Origin of the sequence: Microbispora hainanensis, from assembly GCF_006874475.1 — a bacterium.
Taxonomy (GTDB): Bacteria; Actinomycetota; Actinomycetes; order Streptosporangiales; family Streptosporangiaceae; genus Microbispora; species Microbispora hainanensis.
Genome location: NZ_VIRM01000033.1, coordinates 52,965 through 73,728, shown reverse-complemented (window position 1 = coordinate 73,728; position 20,764 = coordinate 52,965). Strand labels below are relative to the sequence as shown.

General features: G+C 73.4%; 16 protein-coding genes and 1 pseudogene. 8 read left to right on the top strand and 9 right to left on the bottom strand.

All coding sequences use genetic code 11. The features are described 5' to 3' along the window. The first annotated feature begins 18 nt into the window (after positions 1-18). The gene (locus FLX08_RS24885) at positions 19-924 is read left to right on the top strand and encodes a helix-turn-helix domain-containing protein (protein WP_167530559.1); all 906 of its coding nucleotides are present in this window, start codon (positions 19-21) and stop codon (positions 922-924) included. Here FLX08_RS24885 and FLX08_RS24880 read toward each other — a convergent pair. Beyond that, complete coding sequence (locus FLX08_RS24880) at positions 850-3,063, bottom strand: thiamine pyrophosphate-dependent enzyme (RefSeq protein ID WP_208761643.1); 2,214 nt, start codon at positions 3,061-3,063, stop codon at positions 850-852. The genes FLX08_RS24885 and FLX08_RS24880 overlap by 75 nt on opposite strands. A gap of 204 nt (positions 3,064-3,267) precedes the next feature. On the opposite strand from FLX08_RS24880, the gene FLX08_RS24875 reads away from it, so the two are divergent. Beyond that, entirely contained in the window at positions 3,268-4,353 is a 1,086-nt protein-coding gene (locus FLX08_RS24875) for a hypothetical protein (protein WP_142621874.1), read from the top strand. A gap of 24 nt (positions 4,354-4,377) precedes the next feature. Continuing rightward, positions 4,378-4,605, top strand: a complete 228-nt coding sequence (locus FLX08_RS24870) for a hypothetical protein (protein WP_142621872.1) — start codon at positions 4,378-4,380, stop codon at positions 4,603-4,605. Between the two features lie 113 nt (positions 4,606-4,718). Here the strand turns inward: FLX08_RS24870 and FLX08_RS24865 are convergent, their stop codons facing one another. After that, positions 4,719-6,506 carry a GNAT family N-acetyltransferase gene (locus FLX08_RS24865; protein WP_142621870.1) on the bottom strand — a complete coding sequence of 596 codons (1,788 nt, stop codon included), beginning with the start codon at positions 6,504-6,506 and terminating at the stop codon, positions 4,719-4,721. A gap of 75 nt (positions 6,507-6,581) precedes the next feature. Here FLX08_RS24865 and FLX08_RS24860 point away from each other — a divergent pair, with 75 nt between their 5' ends. After that, on the top strand, positions 6,582-7,301 hold the full coding sequence (locus FLX08_RS24860; RefSeq protein ID WP_425280640.1) for a M50 family metallopeptidase: 720 nt from the start codon (positions 6,582-6,584) through the stop codon (positions 7,299-7,301). A gap of 41 nt (positions 7,302-7,342) precedes the next feature. Then, entirely contained in the window at positions 7,343-8,005 is a 663-nt protein-coding gene (locus tag FLX08_RS41495) for a MerR family transcriptional regulator (protein WP_208761642.1), read from the top strand. Positions 8,006-8,035: 30 nt separating this feature from the next. Here FLX08_RS41495 and FLX08_RS42340 read toward each other — a convergent pair whose 3' ends face one another. After that, complete coding sequence (locus FLX08_RS42340; protein ID WP_244312870.1) at positions 8,036-8,575, bottom strand: GntR family transcriptional regulator; 540 nt, start codon at positions 8,573-8,575, stop codon at positions 8,036-8,038. 59 nt (positions 8,576-8,634) lie between these two features. Then, a pseudogene (locus FLX08_RS43455) lies at positions 8,635-8,715 on the bottom strand (GntR family transcriptional regulator); the annotation flags it as partial. Positions 8,716-8,902: 187 nt separating this feature from the next. Between FLX08_RS43455 and FLX08_RS24845 the strand changes: the two are divergent. Continuing rightward, positions 8,903-10,186, top strand: coding sequence for a hydroxyacid-oxoacid transhydrogenase (locus tag FLX08_RS24845; RefSeq protein ID WP_208761639.1), 1,284 nt, complete (start codon positions 8,903-8,905; stop codon positions 10,184-10,186). Positions 10,187-10,269: 83 nt separating this feature from the next. Here FLX08_RS24845 and FLX08_RS24840 read toward each other — a convergent pair whose 3' ends face one another. Genes FLX08_RS24840 through FLX08_RS24835 form a run of 3 tightly spaced genes read right to left on the bottom strand, consistent with a single transcriptional unit; the run spans position 10,270 to position 14,962 of the window. Further along, complete coding sequence (locus tag FLX08_RS24840) at positions 10,270-13,746, bottom strand: AAA family ATPase (RefSeq protein WP_142621866.1); 3,477 nt, start codon at positions 13,744-13,746, stop codon at positions 10,270-10,272. Then, positions 13,743-13,865: a hypothetical protein gene (locus FLX08_RS43005; protein WP_280117129.1), complete on the bottom strand. Its 123-nt coding sequence runs from the start codon at positions 13,863-13,865 to the stop codon at positions 13,743-13,745. Before FLX08_RS43005 ends, FLX08_RS24840 begins: the two co-directional genes overlap by 4 nt. Then, positions 13,862-14,962, bottom strand: a complete 1,101-nt coding sequence (locus FLX08_RS24835; RefSeq protein WP_142621864.1) for an exonuclease SbcCD subunit D — start codon at positions 14,960-14,962, stop codon at positions 13,862-13,864. The genes FLX08_RS43005 and FLX08_RS24835 overlap by 4 nt, the downstream gene beginning before the upstream one ends. 127 nt (positions 14,963-15,089) lie before the next feature. Between FLX08_RS24835 and FLX08_RS24830 the strand changes: the two genes are divergently transcribed. Together FLX08_RS24830 and FLX08_RS24825 are read left to right on the top strand one after the other, a co-directional pair. Beyond that, entirely contained in the window at positions 15,090-16,595 is a 1,506-nt protein-coding gene (locus FLX08_RS24830; protein ID WP_142621862.1) for an alpha/beta hydrolase family protein, read from the top strand. Between the two features lie 99 nt (positions 16,596-16,694). Continuing rightward, positions 16,695-18,221, top strand: a complete 1,527-nt coding sequence (locus tag FLX08_RS24825; protein WP_142621860.1) for an LCP family protein — start codon at positions 16,695-16,697, stop codon at positions 18,219-18,221. A 68-nt stretch (positions 18,222-18,289) separates the two neighbouring features. On the opposite strand, the gene FLX08_RS24820 is transcribed toward FLX08_RS24825, so the two are convergent. Next, positions 18,290-19,285, bottom strand: a complete 996-nt coding sequence (locus FLX08_RS24820; protein WP_142621858.1) for an enolase C-terminal domain-like protein — start codon at positions 19,283-19,285, stop codon at positions 18,290-18,292. 107 nt (positions 19,286-19,392) lie between these two features. Then, the gene (locus FLX08_RS24815; protein ID WP_142621856.1) at positions 19,393-20,760 is read right to left on the bottom strand and encodes an MFS transporter; all 1,368 of its coding nucleotides are present in this window, start codon (positions 20,758-20,760) and stop codon (positions 19,393-19,395) included. Between the last annotated feature and the right edge of the window lie 4 nt (positions 20,761-20,764).

Here is a 20,764-nt window from a genome sequence, read left to right as displayed (position 1 = left end):
GCCTCCTACCATGCAGGCGTGCGAACAGCCCAGCCGGTTCGCGCCGGTGCTCCTCGGTGGGAGATCGCGGTCCCCTCGCGCCCTGGCCGGGTGCCGGGGGTCGTGATGGCGGGGTTCGGCGACCCCGCGAACGAGTTCTCCGACCTCGCGATGGTCCCGCACCCCGCGGTCACGGTGATCTTCGACCTCGGCGGCCAGCCGTTCGTCATCGAAGACGGCTGCGGTTCCCGGCAGCGAGAACGCGTCGTCGCCGGCCTCGCGCCCGTCAGGGCTCGCGGACGGGGCACGGCCAGAAGTTTCGAATGCCTCCAGTTGCGGCTGTCGCCGATGGTCGCACACGCGGTGCTGGGCGCCTCCTCCGAGTTGAGCGGGGCCGTGGTCACCCTCGACGACCTGTGGGGACGCGAGGCCGTGCGGACGCAGGAGCGGTTGCGCGCGGCCGGTTCGTGGCAGGACCGATTCGCGATCGCGGAGGCCGCGCTGGCCCGGCGGCTGGACGCGCGCCGGACCGTCGACCCGGAGGTCGCCTTTTCCTGGGGACGGATAGTGGCCACCCGGGGGCGGGTGCGGGTCGAACAACTGGCCGCCGAGACCGGATGGAGCCGCAAGCGCCTCTGGTCGCGGTTCCGCGCCCAGATCGGACTCACTCCCAAACGTGGCGCGCAGCTCGTCCGCTTCGACCATGTGGCCCACCGTCTCGCCGCCGGGCACAGCACGGCCCTGGTCGCGGCGGAGAGCGGGTATGCCGACCAGTCCCACCTGCACAGAGACGTCGTGGCCTTCACCGGGATGACGCCGGCCGCGGTCGCGGTCGCGCCGTTCCTCGCGCTCGACGGTGTCGCCTGGCCCTCAGACGAGCAGCTTGCGGGCGGCGCGTTCGATGTCGGACTCCGACAGCAGAACGGTGCCGGCGGCCGGGCCTAGCGGCACGAAGCTGTCCTGCGAGGTCACCCGGGCGATCGGGCCGCGGAAGCCGTTGTCGACGAGTGCCGCGATCACGCTCTCGGACACGCCGCCGCTGTGGCGGGTCTCGTCGGCGATCAGCACACGGCCGGTCAGCTCGGCCGCGCGCATGAGGTCGTCGACCGGCAGCGGCGACAGCCACCTCAGGTCGAGCACCCGGCAGCTCATGTCCTCCGCCGTGAGCCTGACCGCCGCCCGCAGGCTCATCCGCAGGCCGTTGCCGTACGTGACGATGGTCAGGTCGCGGCCGTCGCCGTACGAGCGGGCGCGGCCCACCGGGACGTGCGTCTCGGCCCAGCGCGCGGGCGGCGCGTACGGCGCGAGCCAGCCGTCGTCACCCTCGTCGAAGAGATCACGCGTGTGGTAGAGCGCGATGGGTTCGAGGAACACGCAGACGCTGCCGTCCGTACGGGCGGCGGCCAGGCACGTGCGCAGCATCGCGGCCGCGTCGTCGGGCCGGGCCGGAGACGCGACGATCACACCGGGAATATCGCGCAATGCGGCAATTGAGTTGTCATTGTGGAAATGTCCCCCAAAGCCCTTTTGGTAGGCATAAGAGGCGACTCGTACGACAAGCGGATTGCGATACGCGCCCTGCGAGAAGAACTGCATGGTCGACGCCTCGCCGCGAATCTGATCAAGCGCGTTGTGCAGGTAGGCGAGGTATTGGATCTCCGGCACCGGCAGCAGCCCCGACACCCCGGCCCCGAGCGCGAGGCCGAGGATCGCCTGCTCGTCCAGGAGCATGTCGAAGACCCGCTCGGCCCCGAACCTGCGCAGCAGCCCGCGCGTCACGCCGTACACCCCGCCCTTGCGGGCCACGTCCTCGCCGAACACCAGGACACCAGGGTCCACCGCCATCGCGTCGGCCAGCGCGCGGTTGATCGCCTGGGCGACCGTCAGCCTGCCCTCCTGCTCCGGCAGGGTGGTGAAGGCGCGCTCGCGCGCCTCGGCGGGCGCGCACCGCCCGACCTCGGCGGTCACCGCCTCGGGACGGCGCGGCGCGAGCGGGGCCATCACCTCCGTGGCCGTCGTGAGCCGGGGCCGCCGGGCGCACTCCGACGCCAGCTTCAGCACGTGGTCGCGCTCGGCCTCGTAGCGCGCGAGCAGCTCGTCGGGCTCGGCCAGGCCCGCCTCCACGAGCAGCCGCGCCGTACGGACGAGGGGGTCGCGCTCCAGGTCGGCGGCGATCTCCTTGCGGGTGCGGTAGCCGATCTCCACGTCGGAGCCGGCGTGGCCCATCAGCCGCACGGTGCGCAGGTGCAGGAACGCCGGGGCGCGGTTGGCGCGCACGTGATCGACGGCGCGCAGCGCCATGTCGTAGGTCTCGGCCAGGTCGCAGCCGTCGGCCTGGAAATACTCCAGCAGGGGGTGCCGGGCCTGCGCGACCCACTCCGGCGGCGTCTTCACGCTGATGCCGAGGCCGTTGTCCTCGCACACGAAGAGCACCGGGATCTGCAGCCCGCGGAAGCGGCCGTACGCGGCGGTGTTGAGCCCCGTCAGCGCGGAGGCGTGGTTCATCGACGCGTCGCCGAAACTGCAGACGGCGACGGCGTCCCCGGGCCAGGGTGAGGGCAGGCCGAGCACGCGCGCCCGCTCGATCGCGAAGCCGACGCCGACGGCGCGCGGCAGGTGGCTGGCGATCGTGGAGGTCTGCGGGATGACGGCGAGCTCGGGGTGACCGAACACCTTGTGCCGGCCGCCCGCGATCGGCTCCTCGGATGACGCCGCGATCCCCAGCAGGACGTCGCGCAGCCCTTCCTCCGCCAGCCGCCCCGCCTGTGCCGAACGGGTCAGATAGAAGGCGCCGGACCGGTAGTGCAGCAGCGCGGGGTCGTCCACCCGGAGCGCGGCGGCGACGGCGGCGTTGCCCTCGTGCCCCGACGACCCGATCGTGTAGAAGCCCTCGTCGCGCTCACGCATGACGCGGGCGGCGACGTCGAGGAGGCGGCTGCCCAGCTGCACCGCGAACAGCTCACGGCACCGCGTGCCCGTCAGGCCCGTGCCCGGCCGCACCGGCAGGTCCGGATCCCGGGCCGGTCCGGGGGTCAGCGCCCCGACAACCTCGGCGAAATGGGTCTCCACAGCGTCCCGCACCACACGGTCGATTATGTCGCACGATGCACGCTCCGTCCCGCACAGCGACAACTCCGTACACAACCGGTTATCGATCACGCACTCCGACACGAAACGATGACGATAAGTCAGAGGGTTAAACCACCCCGGGTATTCGCCCGTCTACTCATTACGAATGACGTGGCACCCTCATGCCGCGTTCAACCACCGGAAGGATGGTTCACCGGAATGTTGAAACGCATCCATGCCGTGATCGCGGCAGTGGCTCTGGGAGGGGCGGTCCTCGTCGCGCTCCCGGCCACCGCCGGCGCGGCGACGGCAGCGGGTCCGAGCGACCTGGCCGTCTCCCCCAGCCCCGTCGTCGTCGCCGGCGGCGCCGGCACGACGGCGACCTTCACCTACAAGGCGTCCGAGGAGGGCGCGGCGCGGCTGGTCGACCGCGACGGCCGCACCGTCAGGCTCGATCCCGACCCCGCGGGCTCCGGCGCCTACACGGCCAAGTACGGCTTCACCTTCAGGGACGAGCCGGGCGTCTGGAGGCTGCAGGTGCGGGCCGACGGCGGGGTCGCGACCAAGGAGTTCCAGGTCCACTGGACCACCGACCTCGACTTCGACGCGGCGCCCGACGTCGTCGACCGGGGCGACCGGCTCAGGCTGACCGGCGCCCTGACCTTCCGGGACGGCGCCGGCCGGCAGGCGTACGACGGGCAGCGGGTCTACCTCGCCTTCAAGCCGGTCGGCGGCTCCTACAGCCGGGTCGGCTCGGTGACGACCGACCGCGACGGCCGCTTCTCGGTCGAGCGTACGGCGGACAGGACCGGCTGGTGGCGCGCCGAGTTCGCAGGTGCGTCCGACGCCGAGCCCGCGACGAGCGACAGCGACCGGGTCGACGTCAGGGCCCGGGCCAGCCGCACCCGGATCACCGGTTTCGACGCCTCCCCCGAGCCCGTCGACGCCGGTAAGACGCTGCACCTGCGCGGCCGGCTGGAGATCTCCGGCTTCGCCGGCTGGAGCGGCTACCCAGGCCGGCAGGTGAAGATCCTGTTCAAGCCGGCCGGCGGTGATCGCTGGCAGCACGTCACCACCGACTGGACCGACTCCCACGGCCGCTTCTCGGCGGACGTCAGGGCCAGGACCTCCGGCTGGTGGCGGGCCGAGTTCGCGGGCGCCACCGGCGCGGGCTACTCGGCGAGCGCGACCGACTATGTGACGGTCCGCGTGCCGCGGCCGACGCCTCCGCCGCCCGCGCCCAAGGCCGACACCCGGATCGTCCAGTTCAACGCCTCGCCCGAGCCGGTGAAGTACCACAAGTAGCTCACCTTCCGCGGCCAGCTCCAGGTGTGGGACCACCCCTGGGAGGGCTACGGCCACCAGCGGGTGACCGTGTGGTTCAAGAAGCCCGGCGGCTCCTGGCACTACGTCAAGACGCTGTGGACGAACAGCACCGGCAGGTTCTGGGGCAAGACCACGGCGTCGGCGTCCGGCTACTGGAGGGTCGTCTTCGGCGGCAACGGCGAGGCCGACGGCTCCAAGAGCCGGATCGACTGGGTGCGCGTGAAGCGCTAGAGGACCGCGCTTGAGGGTCCTGCTTGAGGATCGTGCTTGAGGATCCTGCTTGAGGGTCAGAGCCGGCCCGGGGCGTGCCCACGCCCCGGGCCGGTTCGCGTCACGTGCCCGGGTCAGAGCCAGTCGCGGCGTTTGAAGACCAGATAGAGCGTGAGGCAGACGACGCCCATGAGCATGATCGCCATGGGATATCCGAGCAGCCAGTGCAGCTCGGGCATGTGGTCGAAGTTCATCCCGTAGATCGTGCCGACCAGCGTCGGGGCGAACAGGATGGCCGCCCACGCCGAGATCTTCTTGACCTCGTCGCCCTGGGCGATGCTCGCGGCCGTGAGCTTGGTCATCTCCTCGTTCTGCTGCTGGCTGACGAGGGTGGAGTTGACGACGAGGATGTCCTGGAGCATCTGCCGGAAGCCCGCCACCCGCTCGGTGACCGTGATGACGTGGTCGGACACGTCGCGCAGGTAGCGCTGCAGCTCCTCGTTCACGCCATATTTGGGCGAGCCGGCGATGAAGCCGTCGAGCATGGGGACCAGCGGACTGGTCGCCCGCTGAAACTCGATGACCTCACGCGAGAGGCTGTAGATGCGCCGGGGCGCGGCCGGGTCGCCGCCGAAGACCTGCACCTCGATCTCGTCGACGTCGTTCTGCAGCCCGGCGACCACGGGGGCGTAGCCGTCCACCACCGCGTCGAGGATCGCGTACAGCACGGCCTGCGGCCCCTGGCGGAGCAGGTCGGGGTCCGACTCCATGCGGCGGCGCACCTTGGACAGGTCGGGCGCCTCGCTGTGCCGTACGGTCAGCACGAAGTCGGGGCCGACGAAGACGTGCAGCTCGCCGAAGGCGACCTTCTCGGGCTGGTCGAGATACTGTGCGGCCCGCAGCACCACGAACAGCGTGTCGCCATAGCGGTCGGCCTTGGGCCGCTGGTGGGCGACGATGGCGTCCTCGATGGCGAGCTCGTGCAGGCCGAACTCCTCGGCCGCCTTGATCAGCTCGGTCTCCTCCGGCCGGTAGAGGCCGATCCACGCCATCGCCCCCGGCCGCGAGCGCAGCGAGGCGATCGCGTCGGCCAGCGACGGCGGCGAGTCCACGCGCTCGCCGTCCACGTACACGGCGTTGTCGACCACGCTCTGCCGGAACGTCTCCCCCTGGTCCGCGCGGGGATCCATGGAGTGCTCGGGAGCCTGCTCCGGTTTCGCCCTCATCAGCCCGCTCAATCCACTCAATCCGCGCAGTCCACGCATACGCCGCTCAGCCACACGTAGAAGGTAACCGCCCTCGTCGCCCTTACCCAGGCGGACCACGCGGACCGGCTGGTCATCGCGGCGATCCTGCTGTTCCTGCCCGGGGGGCCCGGCTTTCGGGCGGCTCGTCGAGGACGGCCGCACACCGTCTCGGCCGTCACACCAGAGAAGCAGTTCGAGTTCGAGTTCGTGACGGATCGGGATGCCGTCGGCGTGGGTGGGGATCGAGGGCTTCAGCCGGCGCGCGGCCTCGACCGCGTCGCGGTGGACCGCCACCAGGTCGAATCCGTACCGCTGATAGAAGCGCAGGGCACGGGTGTTCTCGTTCGTGGTGACCAGCCAGAGCCGCCTGACGCCCGCGCGCTCCGCCTCGGCGCGCACCCCGTCCAGCAGTGCCCGCCCGACACCCCGCCCGGCCTCCGTCGCGTCGAGTGTCACGATCTCCCACTCGGCGTCCGACACCGCCCGGTATGTCAGCAGTCCCACGGGCCGCCCCTCCGCCCTCGCGAGGAGCGCCCGCTGCGCGGACGCGTCGATGAGTTCGCCGTGGACGGCGACATGAGGGCCGTCCCATGACTCGGCGAGAATGCTCCTGACGGACTCCGCGTCGGCCGGCTCCGCCGGATCGACGGTGACGGCTCGCTCGGCGGTGGACATGCCCGGAGCGTACCGATCGACGCCGGCCGGGAGGACAGGTCCGCAGCCGGAGGGCCGCCGCCGTACGATCTCGGGGTGAACCCCCTGAAGGCCCTGTGGAACCACCTGACCGCCGTCCAGATCGCGCCCCCGCTCTGGCTGGTCGTGCTGTCCGGGTTCGCCGCTCTCGCCGTCGTCGCCTACCCGGCGTCGTGGCACATCTCACGCGGCCTGATCACGATCGCGCACGAGGGGGGCCACGCGCTGGTCGCGGTGCTGACCCGGCGCAAGCTGCGGGGCATCCGCCTCCACTCGGACACCTCGGGCGTGACGCTCACCAAGGGCAGGCCGACGGGCCCCGGCATGGTCGCCACAGCCGCGGCGGGGTACGTCGCGCCCTCGCTGATCGGGCTCGGATCGGCCTGGCTGGTCTCCGACGGCCGGATCACGATGCTGTTGTGGGCCGTGCTCGCGCTGCTGACCTGCATGCTGCTGATGATCAGGAACTTCTTCGGCGCCGTGACGCTGCTCGCCGTGGGCGGCGCGGTCTTCGCGCTGTCGTGGTTCGCGCCGCCCCATGTCCAGTCGTCCTGCGCGTACGTCGCCGCGTGGTTCCTGCTGCTCGGCGGGGTGCGGCCGATCCTGGAGCTGCAGGCCAAGCGCCGCCTCGGCCGCGCCCCGGACTCCGACGCCGACCAGCTCGCCCGGCTGACCCGCGTGCCCGGCACGCTGTGGGTGCTGCTGTTCCTGCTCGTCTCCGCCGCCGCGTTCGTCTACGGCGGCTATCTCCTCACCGCCCGCTGGTTGCCTCTGTGAGCCGTTGACCTTGACGCGACGTCAACGTCTCTAATGGGGGCATGCGGATCGGAGAACTCGCCGCGCTGGCCGGGGTGTCCACCCGTACCGTGCGGCACTATCACCACCAGGGCGTGCTGCCCGAGCCGCCGAGACGGGTCAACGGCTATCGCGAGTATGGCCTGCGCGACGCCCTCCGCCTAGGCCGGGCGCGCAGGCTGACCGAGCTGGGCCTGTCGCTCGACGAGGTCCGCGACGCGCTGACCGGTGACTCCGCCCGTGAGCTGCGGGAGATCCTGCTGGAGCTGGACGCCGACCTCGCCCGGCAGGAGGCGGAGATCCGGTCCAGGCGCGAGCGGCTCGCCGCGCTGCTGCGCGAGGAGTCGCCGTCGCCGGACGGGCTGCGCCTGCGGTACGGCCGGCTGTTCGGCCTGGACGTCCCGGCGGAGCTCATCGCGTCGGCGCGGATCGACCGCCGCTACGACGAGAAGAAGCTCGTGCGCCTGTCGGACGGCGAGCTCGCCCTCGCGGTCTCGTCCCAGACCAACCTCGTGGTCGAGCTGCGCGAACCGATCGAGGTGCCTCCTCCGCGCCGTCCCTGGCAGGCCGTCCGCCCTGCGGTGGCCGTGCGGCGGGTGCGGTTCTTCGCCGACGACCCGGCCGCGGCGCTGCGGGCCGTCGCCGCGCTCAGCACGACGGCCACGGGCGAGCGCGGCACTTCCTGATCTGTTCGGCGGCAGAGGGCGGTTTGCCCTTTACGTTGTAGATCCGTCCGCTGCGTCGCGGATGAGGGCGATGTCGGCGGGGGCGGCAGGCCGGCCGTTCTCGGCGGCGGCCTGAGACACGAGGAGCTCGCCGGTGTGCGCCACGTGGGCGTGCATCGCCGCGGCGGCGGCGTCCGGATCGCCGCCGAGGACGGCGGCGAGGATCGGCTCGTGCTCCGCGGCCACGTCCGCCAGGGAGCGGGAGCGGTCCACGGTGGAGGCGCCCAGCGTCACCGTGGCGTCCCTGAGCCCGGCGACGACCTCGGCGAGCCGCCGGTTGGCCCCCGCGGCGAGGATCGCGTCGTGGAACGCCCTGTCGTGCCGCATGAAGCGCGGCTCGTCGTGTCCGGCCGCGGCGGCGCGCATGGCCTCCAGCTCCTCGCGCAGCAACCGGGCGAGGCCGGGACCGGCGTCGCGGGCCGCCCGCCTGGTCGCCGGCACCTCCAGCAGCAGCCGCAGGTGGAACACCTCGGCGATCTCCCGGGGATCGCGGCGCAGCACCCGGAAACCCCGGCTCCGCTCGAACCGCACCAGGCCCGCCTCGCCAGCCGGAGCATCGCCTCGCGTACGGGAGTGCGGGAGACATTGAGCTGCGCGGCCAGCCGATAGACCGAATAGAGCTCCCCGGGCCGCAGCTCCCCCGCCTGGATGGCCTCCCTGACCGCCTCCATGACCTGCTCGGTGAGACTGGACGTGCCGGCGACCGCTCGCACCGTCTGATCACCCTCCGGAGTGGGCCCGCCCGCGTACGGCGGCGCATTGACATGCAGCATGCCACATGCCAGGTTCCCATCGGGAACGCCCCGCAACCGGCATCGCGCCCTGCCCGCGTGAGCCCCGGATGGAAGGCCAGCGATCGTGATCGTCCCGAGCACTCCCGAGTCCGTCTTCACGTACGGCGCCCCCGCCCTGAAGTTCGGCCCCGGCGCGTCCGCCGAGATCGGCTTCGACCTCGGGCAGTACGGCGTGCGCCGCGTGCTGGTGGTGACCGACGCGGGCGTGGCGGCGACGGGCGCTCCGGCGCGGATCGCCGAACAGATCGCCGGGTTCGGCATCCATGCGGAGGTGTACGACGGCGTGCACGTCGAGCCCGCCGACGAGAGCCTGCTCGCGGCGATCGGGCACGCCCGCGCGAGCGGCCCGTGGGACGCCTTCGTCGCGGTCGGCGGGGGATCGAGCATCGACACGGCCAAGGCCGTCAACCTGCTCACGACGAATCCGGGCGAGCTGATGGACTACGTCAACGCGCCGATCGGTGCCGGGCGTGCCCCCTCCCGGCCGCTCAAGCCGCTGGTCGCGGTGCCCACGACCACGGGCACCGGCTCGGAGAGCACGACGATCTGCGTGCTCGACGTGCTCGGCCTGAAGGTCAAGACGGGGATCAGCCACGCCCGTCTCCGTCCCGTGCTGGCCGTCGTGGACCCGGACCTCACGATGACCCAGCCGCCCGAGGTGACCGCGGCGGCGGGGATGGACATCCTCTGTCACGCGCTGGAGAGCTACACCGCCCGGCCTTACACATCCTATGAGCGCAGGCGGCCGGAGGAGCGCGTGCCCTACTGCGGGTCGAACCCGGTGGCGGACATGTGGTCGGAGCAGGCGATCCGGCTGCTCGCGGGCTCGTTCCGCGCCGCCGTACGGCACGGCGACGACGCGCAGGCGCGGGGCGCGATGGCGCTGGCGGCGACGTTCGCCGGGCTCGGGTTCGGCAACGCGGGCGTGCACATCCCGCACGCCACCGCCTATCCGATCGCGGGCCGGGTGAAGGACTTCCGCCCACGCGGCTATCCCGGCGGCGAGCCGATGGTGCCGCACGGCATGGCCGTGGCGCTGACCGCTCCGGAGGCGTTCCGGTTCACCTTCGACGCGGACCCCGCGCGGCACCTGCGCGTGGCCGAGCTGCTCGATCCCTCGGCGGCGAAGCCGGACGAGCCGTCGGAGTTCCTGCCCGGCGTGCTGACCGCGCTCATGCGCGACGTCGGCATCCCGAACGGCATCGGCGGCGTGGGATACACGGAGGCCGACGTGCCGGCGCTGGTCGAGGGAGCGATGAAGCAGCAGCGGCTGCTCACCACCTCCCCCAGGCCCGTGCGAGAGGAGGACCTCGCCCGCATCCTCACCCGCTCGCTCGCTCTCTGGTGAGGCCTCGCGGCCACCCCCGCCGCACGGGCTTCGGGGGCGGGCTGCGGCGGCAGGACTTCGGGGGCGGGCTTCTCCGGCAGGGCTCAGTGGTGGAGGGTGGAGCCGGAGCGGCCCTTGACCACACGGAGCTGCGCGGGGATGCGCACCCGGAGCTCGGCCACGTGGCTGACCACGCCGACGGCCCGGCCGCCCTCACGCAGGCCGTCGAGGATGTCGAGCACGTCGTCGAGCGTCTCGTCGTCGAGGGTGCCGAAGCCCTCGTCCACGAAGAGGGTGCCGATCTCCGCCCCGCCCGCCTCGTCGGTCACCACGTCGGCCAGGCCCAGCGCCAGGGCGAGCGAGGTGATGAAGCTCTCGCCACCGGAGAGCGTGGCCGGGTCGCGTTCCACGCCGGTCCAGGCGTCGAGCACGCGCAGGCCCAGGCCGCCGCCCGACCGGCCCCGGTCGCCCGCCGACCGGTTCAGGTCGTGCCGCAGCAGATAGCGCCCACTCGACATGTGATCGAGCCGATCGTTCGCCGCGTCGACGACCTGGCGGAGGCGCTCGCCCAGCACGTACGCCGACAGCCTCATGTGCCACCGGTTGTCGCCGGACGTGCCGGTCGCCAGCTCGGCGAGCCGGCGCGCCAGGCGGTGCCGTTCCTCGGCGGGCCGGTAGGCGCGCAGCGCGGCGTCCAGTTCGGCGGCGAGCCCCGTGAGCTGGTCGAGCCTGGCCTTCGCCCGGTCGTGGGCGGAGGTGCGGGCGGTGTGGTCCCGCTCGGCGCGCTCGTGACCGGCTTCCAGCTCCCGCAGGTCCGCGGGGGGCTCGGCCGCCGCCGCGACCAGTTCGGGATCGGCGAGCAGCCCTTCGACCGTGGCCCGTTCTGCGTCCAGGTGTCCCAGCCGCTCGGACATCGCCTCCCGTTCCTCCGGCGTGCGCACGGCGGCCGAGGCGTGCTCCACGCTCGCGAACCCTTCCGTGCCGGCGGCCCTGGCCGCCTCGGCCAGCGCGGTCTCGCTCTCGCGATCGGCGGCGGCCGCCGTGGCCGCCGTCTCGGCGGCCTCCCTGAGCAGATCCGCCTCCTCACGCAGCCGATCGAGGCGGGCGGCGAGCGAGGGATCCTCACCCCGGGCGGCGTCGATCACCTCGGCCAGCCTGCGCTCGCCGGCCTCCAGCCCGTCCCGCTGCGCGCGGGCCTCGGCGAGCGCCGCACCGGTGCGCGCGGCCCGCGCGCCCAGCTCCTCCAGCTCGGCCGCGAGCCGTGCGGCGCGGGCGGCCAGGTCCTCTTCGGCAGCCGCCAGGGAGCGGGCGCGTTCCAGCTCCGCCTCCGCCGTCACGAGGTCGCCCTCCAGACCGGCGGCGAGCCGCTCGCCCTCCGCGAGCAGGGCGTCCCGCCTGGTCCTGGTCTCGGTCAGCAGCCCGGTCAGCTCCGCCGCCCGCTCGCGGGCCGACTCCAGCTCCGCCGCGAGCCGCCCGGCCTCCGCCTCGGCCGCCGCGACCGCCGTCTCCGCGGCGCGCAGCCGCGCCAGCTCCTCACGGGCGTCGGCGAGGGCGGCGGACGCGTCGTCCTGGGACAGGTCCCCGGCGCGCGCCGCCGCGTCGCCGAGCCGCGACGAGAGCGCGGCGACGGTCGTCTCCGCCTCCTCGCGTGCTCGCTGGGCGGCCTCGAACGCCTCCTGCGCCGCCTGTTCGTCGTCCGCGGTCGCGGCCCGTGCGGCGGACGCGGCGGGGCTGGGGTGTTCGGTGGCGCCGCAGACGGCGCAGGGCGTCCCGGGCACGAGCCCGGCCGCCAGCTCGGCGGCCATCCCGTCGATCCTGGCCTGGCGGACCTCCTGCAGCCGGTCGCGACGCTCCTGGGCCAGGTCGACGGCGGCGCGCCGGTCGTGCTCGGCCTCCTCCAGCTCGGTGGTCAGGGCGTCGCGCAACCGCGCGGCCTCCAGCCGGTCGCCCGCCATCTGCGCGGCGGCCTCCAGCGCGGGGACGCGCGCGGCCATGTCGCGCAGGCCTCTGAGCCGCTCCTCGGCCCCGGCCAGCAGCTCCGGCAGCTCCGCCTGCGCGGCCCTGGCCCGTGCCTCGTCCTCGGCGAGCCGTGCCAGGTCGGCGTCCAGCCGCTCGGCCTGTCCGGTGACCTCCCGCAGGCGCAGCGCGGCGTCCCTGACGGCGGTCAGGCCCGGCAGGCTCGCCGCCGCCGTACGCGCCCCGGCGAGCCGTTCCTCGACGTCGAGCCGCTCGGCCGGCAGCGCCGCCAGCCGCCGCGTCAGCTCCGCCTCCTCCTCGGTCAGCTCCGCCAGCGCGCGCTCGGCGTCGGCGCGCTCGCCTCGCACCTGCCGCAGGCGCGCCTCCTCCGGGAGGATCTGGCTTACCCGGGCGATCTCGTCGCGCCGCTGCCGCTCCAGCCCGGCCAGCCGCTCCGGATCCGGCAGCTCGGTGTCGATCCGCTCCGTATGCAGCCGCATGACACCCTGCCGCACGACACGTTGCCGCGTGCTCTCCGGCCGGTCCACGTCCGGTTCCCCGTCGGGCTCCGGGCCGAGGCCGGGGAGCACGCGGAGCACGGCGTCGGCGGCCACCCACCGCGCCTTGGCGGCGGTCTCCGCCCGCTGGACGGCCTGCCGGATCAGCGGCGCCACCCGGTCGGCGCGGGCGGCCTCGTCGAGCATCGCCTCCAGGTCCGACCGCTCGTCCGCCGCCGCGTCGAGCTCCTGCCGCCGGGCGAGGGCGGTGGCGTGCCTGCGCTGCCGGTCGGCCAGGGCGCGGCCCTCCTCCAGCCGGGCGCGGGCCGACAGCAGCGTCTCCTGGCTCCCCGCGCGCGCCGCGACCGCGTCGGCGAGCACACCGCGGGCGAGGTCGAGCAGCCCCCCCGCCCAGGCCGCGGGATCGTCGGCCTCCTCCGGCAACGGCAGGTCGTCGCCCGCCGCGCCGCGCATTCGGTCGAGCACCGACTCGACCCGCTGGCGAAGCTCCTGCTCCTCCCGCCACGTGCGCGTGCGGTGGTCGGCCAGCCACCGCTCGACGTCGCTGAACACCCGCACGGAGAAGAGCCGTTCCAGCAGTTCCCGCCGCTCCTCGCCGCCGGCCCGCAGGAACTTCGCGAACTCGCCCTGCGGCAGCATCGCGACCTGGCAGAACTGGGCCGCGGTCATGCCCGTCAGCGTGTTCACGAAGTCGCCGGCCTCGTCGCTGCGGGTGCTGCGCACGACCCACTGCCCGCCGGGCTCGGTCAGCTCCTCGACGCGGGCCTTGGCCTTCTCCTCGACCAGGCCGGAACCCCGCAGCTTCGGCCGCATCCAGGCGGGCGAACGGGTGATGCGCAGACGCCTGCCCCGGATCGTCAGCTCCAGCATGACCGACGGCCCGCGGTCGGGCGGCGCGTGGTCGCAGCGCAGGCTCCGGGCGCTCTCCCGCTGACCGGGCACCCTGCCGTACAGGGCGTAGCAGACGGCGTCGAGCACGGTCGTCTTCCCGGCGCCGGTCGGACCGTGGATCAGGAACAGGCCCGCCTCGCCGAGCGCGTCGAAGTCGACCTCCTCGGTGCCGGGGAACGACCCGAACGCGACCATGCGCAGCCGATGCAGCCTCACCGGACCTCCTCGCTCGCCCGCGGGACGACCCCGCGCTCCCGGACCTCAGGCCGCCCGGCGGACGACGGCCTCGCCCGCCCGGCCGTCGTGCCGTCCCGCACGACCGGGCGGCCGTTCACGTGCTCTCCTTGATGCGGCACGCCTCGACCGCCTCCTGCAGCAGGCGCCGTTCGTCGTCGTCCGCGGGCTCACCGCGGACCTCTCGGACGAAGTCGAGCGCCACGTCGATCTCGGCCCGGCCGGTGATCCTCGCCCGGGCCGCGGGTCCCTCGACAACGCCGTCCGGCTGGAAGACGAGCGCCAGCGTGTGCGGGAAGCGCCGGCGCAGGCGCTCCATCGCCTCGCGCGGACGCACCGGATCGGTGAGCGTGACCTGCAGCCAGTGGTCCTCGTACCGCTCGAAACGGGGGTCGGTCAGCAGGTCGTCGATGCGGCCCCGCACCGTGCTCACCGGCCGGGGCACGGGCGCCGGGACGAACTCCGTCACACCCGAATCGAGGTCGGCCAGCCAGGAGCCCTTGGTGTGGCCGGCCTCGGAGAAGGAGTAGACGATCGGCGAGCCGCTGTAGCGGACCGTCTCGCTCATCACCTGACGGCCGTGCAGGTGCCCCAGCGCCGCGTAGGCGACCCCCGAGAACGCGCTCACCGGCACGTGCGCGACCCCGCCGACGCTGATGTCCCGCTCGCTGTCGCTGGCCTCTCCCCCGGTGACGAACGCGTGGGCGAGCACGACCTTGCGTGCCGCCGGATGCGCCCGCACCCGATCCATCGCGTACGTGATCGCGGCCGTGTGGCTGCGCTCGGCCAGCTCCCACGGCCCCCTGACCAGCTCGGGCTCAAGGTAGGGGATGCCGAAGAACGCCACGTCGCCGATCATCACCGGCTCCCAGGCCCTGGCGGGGTCGGTGCGCAGGTGCACCCGCTCCATGAGGTCGGCGCCGAAGCCCAGCCGTACGGCGGAGTCGTGGTTGCCGCTGATCAGCACGGTGTGCACGCCGAGCGCCTTGAGCCTGGCCAGCGCCTCGTTGCACAGCGCGACCGCGTCGACGGGAGGAAGGGCGCGGTCGTAGACGTCGCCGGAGACCACGACGACGTCCACCTGCTCGGCCCGGACGGTCTCGACCAGGTGGTCGACGAACGCCGCCTGGGCGCCGAGCAGGCTCTCCCGGTGGAACGACCGGCCGAGGTGCCAGTCGGAGCTGTGCAGGACACGCATGTCGCAGGAAGCTAACAGGTCCCTCCGACAAACGCGGCCCCAACGGCCCCTCTGGTGCATGACGCAAAGAAAGGGTAATGACTTAGCCTGGGTTCGGTATCGCGAGTACGCATGGGGGAGCGGCCTCATGAACGTCGGCCGGGGCACTCTCGGAGTGATCGCCGGTGTGCTGATGGTGGCACTCGCCGCCGTCGGTCACTTGCTCTCCCCGCCGGCCTTCGATCCCCCGCCTCTATCCGCTTCGCCCCAGTTCCGCGACTTACCTCCTCAGCCCGCCGCCGAAGTGCGGCCCGTCGCCCGCACCGACAGGTTCCGCACCGAGACGCTCCTCGTGCCGGCCAAGAACGAGACGCTGAAGGCGACGATCAGGGCGCCCCTGTCCCCCGGACGCCATCCCGCGATGGTGTTCGTGCAGGGCTCGGGGTCGGGCGACGGTGGCGAGTTCACCCAGCAGGCCGAGTGGCTGGCCGGCGCGGGCATCGTCACGCTGGCGTACGACAAGCGGACGGTGGGCTACTCCTTCCGCAGCCGCGACTTCGGCCTGCTCGCCGACGACGCCCTGCGCATGCTGCGGGTGCTGCGCGGACGGCCCGACGTCGACCCGGCGCGAGCCGGCCTGTGGGGCGTCAGCGAGGGCGGCTGGGTCGTCCCGATCGCCGCCGCGCGTGATCCGCAGGCCGCGTTCGTGGTGCTGGTCTCCTCCCCGAACGTCTCCCCGCTGCGCCAGGTCGCCTGGGCGCTGAACGAGCAACTGCTGCGCCTGCACGCCCCGACCGGCGTACGCGACCTGCTCACGCGGGCGATGGGCGGGGTCGGCTTCGACTTCCTGCGCTACGACGGTGTGCCCGCCCTGCGCGGGATCACCCAGCCCGTCCTGGCGCTGTACGGCACCGACGACCCGTCCATCCCCTTCGTGGAGAGCACCGTGACGCTCACCACGGCCCTGGCCGAGGGCGGCAACACCGACTACACGATCCGCTTCCTCGCCGGGGCCGACCACGCCATGCGGATCCACGGCGGGCCGTACGTCCCGGACTACCTGCCCACGCTGGCCAACTGGATGAACGACCTGCCGCGTACGGCCAGGCCCTCGGTGGCGATCGCGGGGGCGACGCCGGTGCAGCGCTTCGAGGCCGCCGACGTGCCGGCCGCGCCGTGGTGGGGCAACAGCACGATCCTGTGGCTGACGCTCTGCCTGGCCGCGGTGGGTTACGTCGCGGCGCCGGTCACCGAGATGGTCGTCCGGCTGCGCGGGCGCGACCTGCGGCTGCAGGCCAGGTTGGAGGCCACCGTGCAACTGTGGCCGGCCCTCCGGCGGCGGCTGCGCAGGATGGCCTGGACCGGCCTCGGCGAGCTCGCCGCGGTCCTGGCGTTCATCACGCTCATCGTGCTGTTCTCGGTCAACCAGGCCGGCGCCTGGCCCGCCGTACAGGCCGGGTGGCTGGTCGTGCGCCTGCTCGCCCTCCTGATGCTCGTGCAGACGGTCACGACGTTCGCGGCGGTGACCGGCGGCCTGCGGGACGGCTGGGAGCCGACGCCCTGGCAGAAGAGCGTCCTCGCCGGTGTGCTCGGCGGGACCGCGCTGCTGCTGCTGACCGCCGCCTACTACGGGCTGTTCGCTTTCCCCTGGTAGGCCGAGGCCAAGGTCGAGTCCCGGTCAAATGCCGGTATGGACTGTTCCGGCTGGTGCCGCCGACGGGTTTTCCGCGGCCGGTGTCGCTTCAATTGACGCGTGGTCACCCCTGATCTCGCACCCCGGAACGGCGCCCCGCCGGCGACGCGTCGCGGCGGGCCGGCGTTCGACGCCACCGCGCTCATCGGCTGGGTGGCGCTGTCGGCGGTGCTGCCCGGGGCGGCGCACCTGCGCGCGGGCCGGTGGCGCAGTGGGCTGCTCCTGCTCGGCGGCTACCTGACCGTGGTCGTCGCCGTCGTGTGCGTGGCCCTCGGCGCGGACGCCGGCCTCGCCGGACGCGCGCTGGGATGGCTGGGCCAGATCTCGCTGGTGTTCGGGGCCTGTGCCGTCGCCTGGTTCTGGCTGGTCATCCGTTCGTACGTCGTCCTGCGGCCCGGCCGGCTGCCCCGCAGGGGGCAGGTCCTCACCGGGCTGGTCGCGGGCGTGCTCGCGGTCACCGTCGCGGTGCCGTTCGCGATCGCCGCCCGATATGCCCGCGTGTCCGAGCAGACCCTCGACTCGCTGTTCGCCGCTCCCGCCGGGACCGGTCAGGCGGCCGGTGTCGTACGCCAGGAGGACCCGTGGGCGGGCCGCGACCGGGTCAACGTGCTCCTGCTCGGCGGCGACTGGGGCGACAACCGGATCGGGATGCGCACCGACAGCCTCAACGTCGCGAGCGTGGACGTGCGGACCGGCAACACCGTGCTGCTCGGCCTGCCGCGCAACCTGGAACACGTCCGCTTCCCCCCGGGCAGCGCCATGGCCGCCCGCTTCCCCTTCGGCTTCCAGCTCCCGGAGTATCGCCCCGGCTGGCGCGAGGACCTGCTGTTCTCGGTGTGGCAGTACGCCGACGACCATCCCGAGCTGTTCGGCGGGCGGCGGAACATGGGCGCCGAGGTCCTCAAGGAGACGGTCGGCTACACCCTCGGCCTGCGGATCGACTGGTACGCCCTGGTCAACATCTGGGGCTTCGCGAAGATGATCGACGCCCTCGGCGGGCTCGTGGTGTCGGTGGACCGCGACATCGTGTACGGCCTGCACGACGAGGGCGTCGTCAGGGCGGGCACCCGGCGGCTGAACGGCACCGAGGCGCTGTGGTATGCCCGCTCCCGCACCTTCAGTGATGACTTCGACCGGATGCACCGGCAGCGGTGCGTCCTCGGGGCCCTGCTCTCCCAGGCCGACCCGGCCACGGTGCTGACGCGGTTCACCGAGATCGCGGCGGCCACCCGCAGGATGCTCAGCACCGACGTGCCCCGGCCCATGCTGGAACACCTGGTGCCGCTGGCCTGGAAGGTCAAGCACGCCGCGATCACCGGCCTGCAGTTCGTGCCGCCCCTGATCAACACCGCCTATCCCGACTGGGACCGGATCCGGCTGCTCACGGCCAAGGCGATCCGGGCCTCGGAGCACGCCCGGGCCGGTGCTTCCGCCACTCCGTCCGGCGCCCCGTCCGCTCCGGGACGGCACCGGCATCGGCACCGGAACTCCCCGCCGCCCTCTCCCACGCCCGTGCTCCCGTCTCCGGGGACGCCCAGCCCGATCGACGACGGCTGCGGGGCGCCGAGCGCGGCGATGGCGAGCTGAGCCGAGCCGGTTCCCGCCCGGGCCGGCGCCCGCCGTAGGCAGAGGCGTGCCGTAGGCGGGAGCGCGGGTCAGACGCGGAACGACGCGCGGGCCATGCGGCGAACCCGGTCCTCGTCCACCGTGTGCCCGAGACCGGGCTGGGTGAGCGGCACCGCGACGACCCCGCCGGACGCGCCGACCGGCGGGAGCACCACCTGCGCGCTCTTGGGCGGCTCGGCGACGTCGCTGGGCAGGGAGCAGCCGGGCAGGCTGGCGACGGCGACCGTCGCGGCCCGGGCCAGCCCCGCGCCGAGGCCGCCGGCGCAGACGATGTCCCACCCGGCCTCCACCGCGCGGTCGTGCGCGAGCCGTACGGCGCCGAGCGAGCCGAACTTCGCGGGACGCAGCAGCAGCGCCCGGCCCGCGTTGAGGCTCACCGCCTCGTCGAGCTCGGACACCGAGGCCACCTCGACCGCGACCTGGGCGGACACCCGGTCTTGCAGGTCGGCGCTGGTCAGCAGGTCCTTGAAGGGGCGTTCGATGGCCACCACCCCGTAGGCGTCCAGCGCCTCCAGCTGCGCGATCTCCGTGTAGGCGCCGCGCCCGTCCACCGCGATGGCCAGGCCGGGATAGGCGGCGCGCACGGCGCGCAGCGGCTCGACGTCCCAGCCGGGATGGACGTCGAGCGTCACGTGCCCGTAGCCCGCGCAGACGTGCCGGTTCACCCGGGCGACCATGCTCTCCAGTGAGCGGTCGGCCGTCAGCCTGACGGTCGCGATCAGCGACGTGCGGCTGCCGCCGAGGGCGTGGGAGAGCGGGACGCCGTTCATGCGGCCCCACAGGTCCCAGCAGGCCATGTCGCCGGCCGCGCCGCCGGGGATCTCCCCCAGCTCCGACGGGTGCTCCCAGTCGATGCCGATGAGCGCGGGCAGGGCCCGCTCGAGCGGGCCGGCCTCGGCGGGATCGACGGCCTCGCCCCAGCCGACCATGCCGCCGTAGTCCGTGATCTTCACCAGGACGGTCTCCGGACGCCTGCCGTACGGCAGGGTCATCCTGAAGACCTCCAGCTCCCGGACACGCGGCACTCGGATCCCCTCACTTCTCTCCCCGGACCCGCCGAAAGCCGCCCCGGATGCGCCTCGGTGGCGCTACGTCCGGCCGGCTTGCTCCACGGCGGCATTTCCGGGATTCCCTAGACCTCCATGGTGCCCGGTTCGCGGCGGTGCTCGAAACGGCCGCCCACGAGAGTGGCCGTTCCCGCCATGACGACCAGCAGGCCGAGGCATGTCACGTAGACCCACGGACGGCCCCCGTACGCGGCGAAAAGGGCCCCGGTGACCGCGACGGCGACGACGGAGAAGACCGACTCTCCGATGCTCAGCGACGCGCTGTTGCGGCCCTCCTCCCCCGGCGCGGACAGCTCCAGCACCAGCACCGACAGCGTCGGGAAGACCATGCCGATGCCCAGGCCCGCCACCATCCAGCCCGCGAAGACCACGAGGGACGGCGTGGCGGGGATGACGATCAGAGCGGTGACGCAGATGCCGGCGGCGATCAGGGTCGCGCCGAGGCGGATGGTCATCGCCCGCGCGTGGGGCCTGCGGCCCTGGATCCACGAGCCGAGCGACCAGGCGAGGGCCCCGCCGGTGAGCGCGAGCCCGGCCTCGGCGGTGTTCAGGTGCCGCTCCTGCACCAGCATCAGCGGGACGAACACCTCGGCGGCGAAGAACGATCCGGCGGCCAGACCGCGCAGCGCGATCACGGTTGGCAGCCCGCGGGCGGCGCGCAGCGTCCCGTTCGGCAGCAGCTTCGGCAGCGCCAGTGCGAGGACCGCGAGCCCGGCGACCGCCAGGACGATCCCCGCGCCCGCCGCGCCGCTGCCGTACTGCAGCAGCGCCGCGCCGATCGCGGCGCAGACGCCCCAGGCGAACCGGGGCAGGAAGGCCCGGCCCATCGCCTCCCTGGGCTGCCCGTCCCCGGCGGGCAGCCCGCGATACATGATCAGCGCGGCCGGGAGCGACAGCACCGCCACGCCCAGGAAGATCAGGCGCCAGCTCCAGGTCTCCGCCACGAAGCCGGTGACGGCCGGGCCGATCACGGACGGCAGCACCCACGCCGCGGCCAGCGCGGAGAACACCCGCGGGTGCATGGCCGAGGGGTACGCCTGGGCGACGAGGACGTACAGCGCCACGTTGAACAGGCCGCCGCCGAGTCCCTGGAGGAAGCGCCCGACGAGGAAGACCTCCATGGCGGGCGCGAACCCGGAGACGGCCAGCCCGGCGACGAATCCCGCCACTCCCGTCCACAGGGCGGGGTACGGCCCCCGGGCGTCGCTCCAGCGTCCCCCCACCACCGTGGCGATGACGTTGGCCGCCATGCCGCCGCTGAACGCCAGGCCGTAGAGGTGGTAGCCGTTCAGCTCCCGGCCGATCAGGGGCATCGCGGTGGCCACCGCCAGATATTCGAACGCGACGAGCATCACCAGGGCCACGATCCCGACGCTCAGGGAACGGTAGTGCCGGCTGAAGACGGTGGCGGGAGCGGTCATTACCGAAGACATGATA

Bases quoted from the DNA above. Each gene is read 5' to 3' on its own strand.
- FLX08_RS24875 (WP_142621874.1), top strand. From the start codon at position 3,268: ATGTTGAAACGCATCCATGCCGTGATCGCGGCAGTGGCTCTGGGAGGG.
- FLX08_RS24865 (WP_142621870.1), bottom strand. From the start codon at position 6,506: ATGTCCACCGCCGAGCGAGCCGTCACCGTCGATCCGGCGGAGCCGGCC.
- FLX08_RS41495 (WP_208761642.1), top strand. From the start codon at position 7,343: ATGCGGATCGGAGAACTCGCCGCGCTGGCCGGGGTGTCCACCCGTACC.
- FLX08_RS24835 (WP_142621864.1), bottom strand. From the start codon at position 14,962: ATGCGTGTCCTGCACAGCTCCGACTGGCACCTCGGCCGGTCGTTCCAC.
- FLX08_RS24830 (WP_142621862.1), top strand. From the start codon at position 15,090: ATGAACGTCGGCCGGGGCACTCTCGGAGTGATCGCCGGTGTGCTGATG.
- FLX08_RS24815 (WP_142621856.1), bottom strand. From the start codon at position 20,760: ATGTCTTCGGTAATGACCGCTCCCGCCACCGTCTTCAGCCGGCACTAC.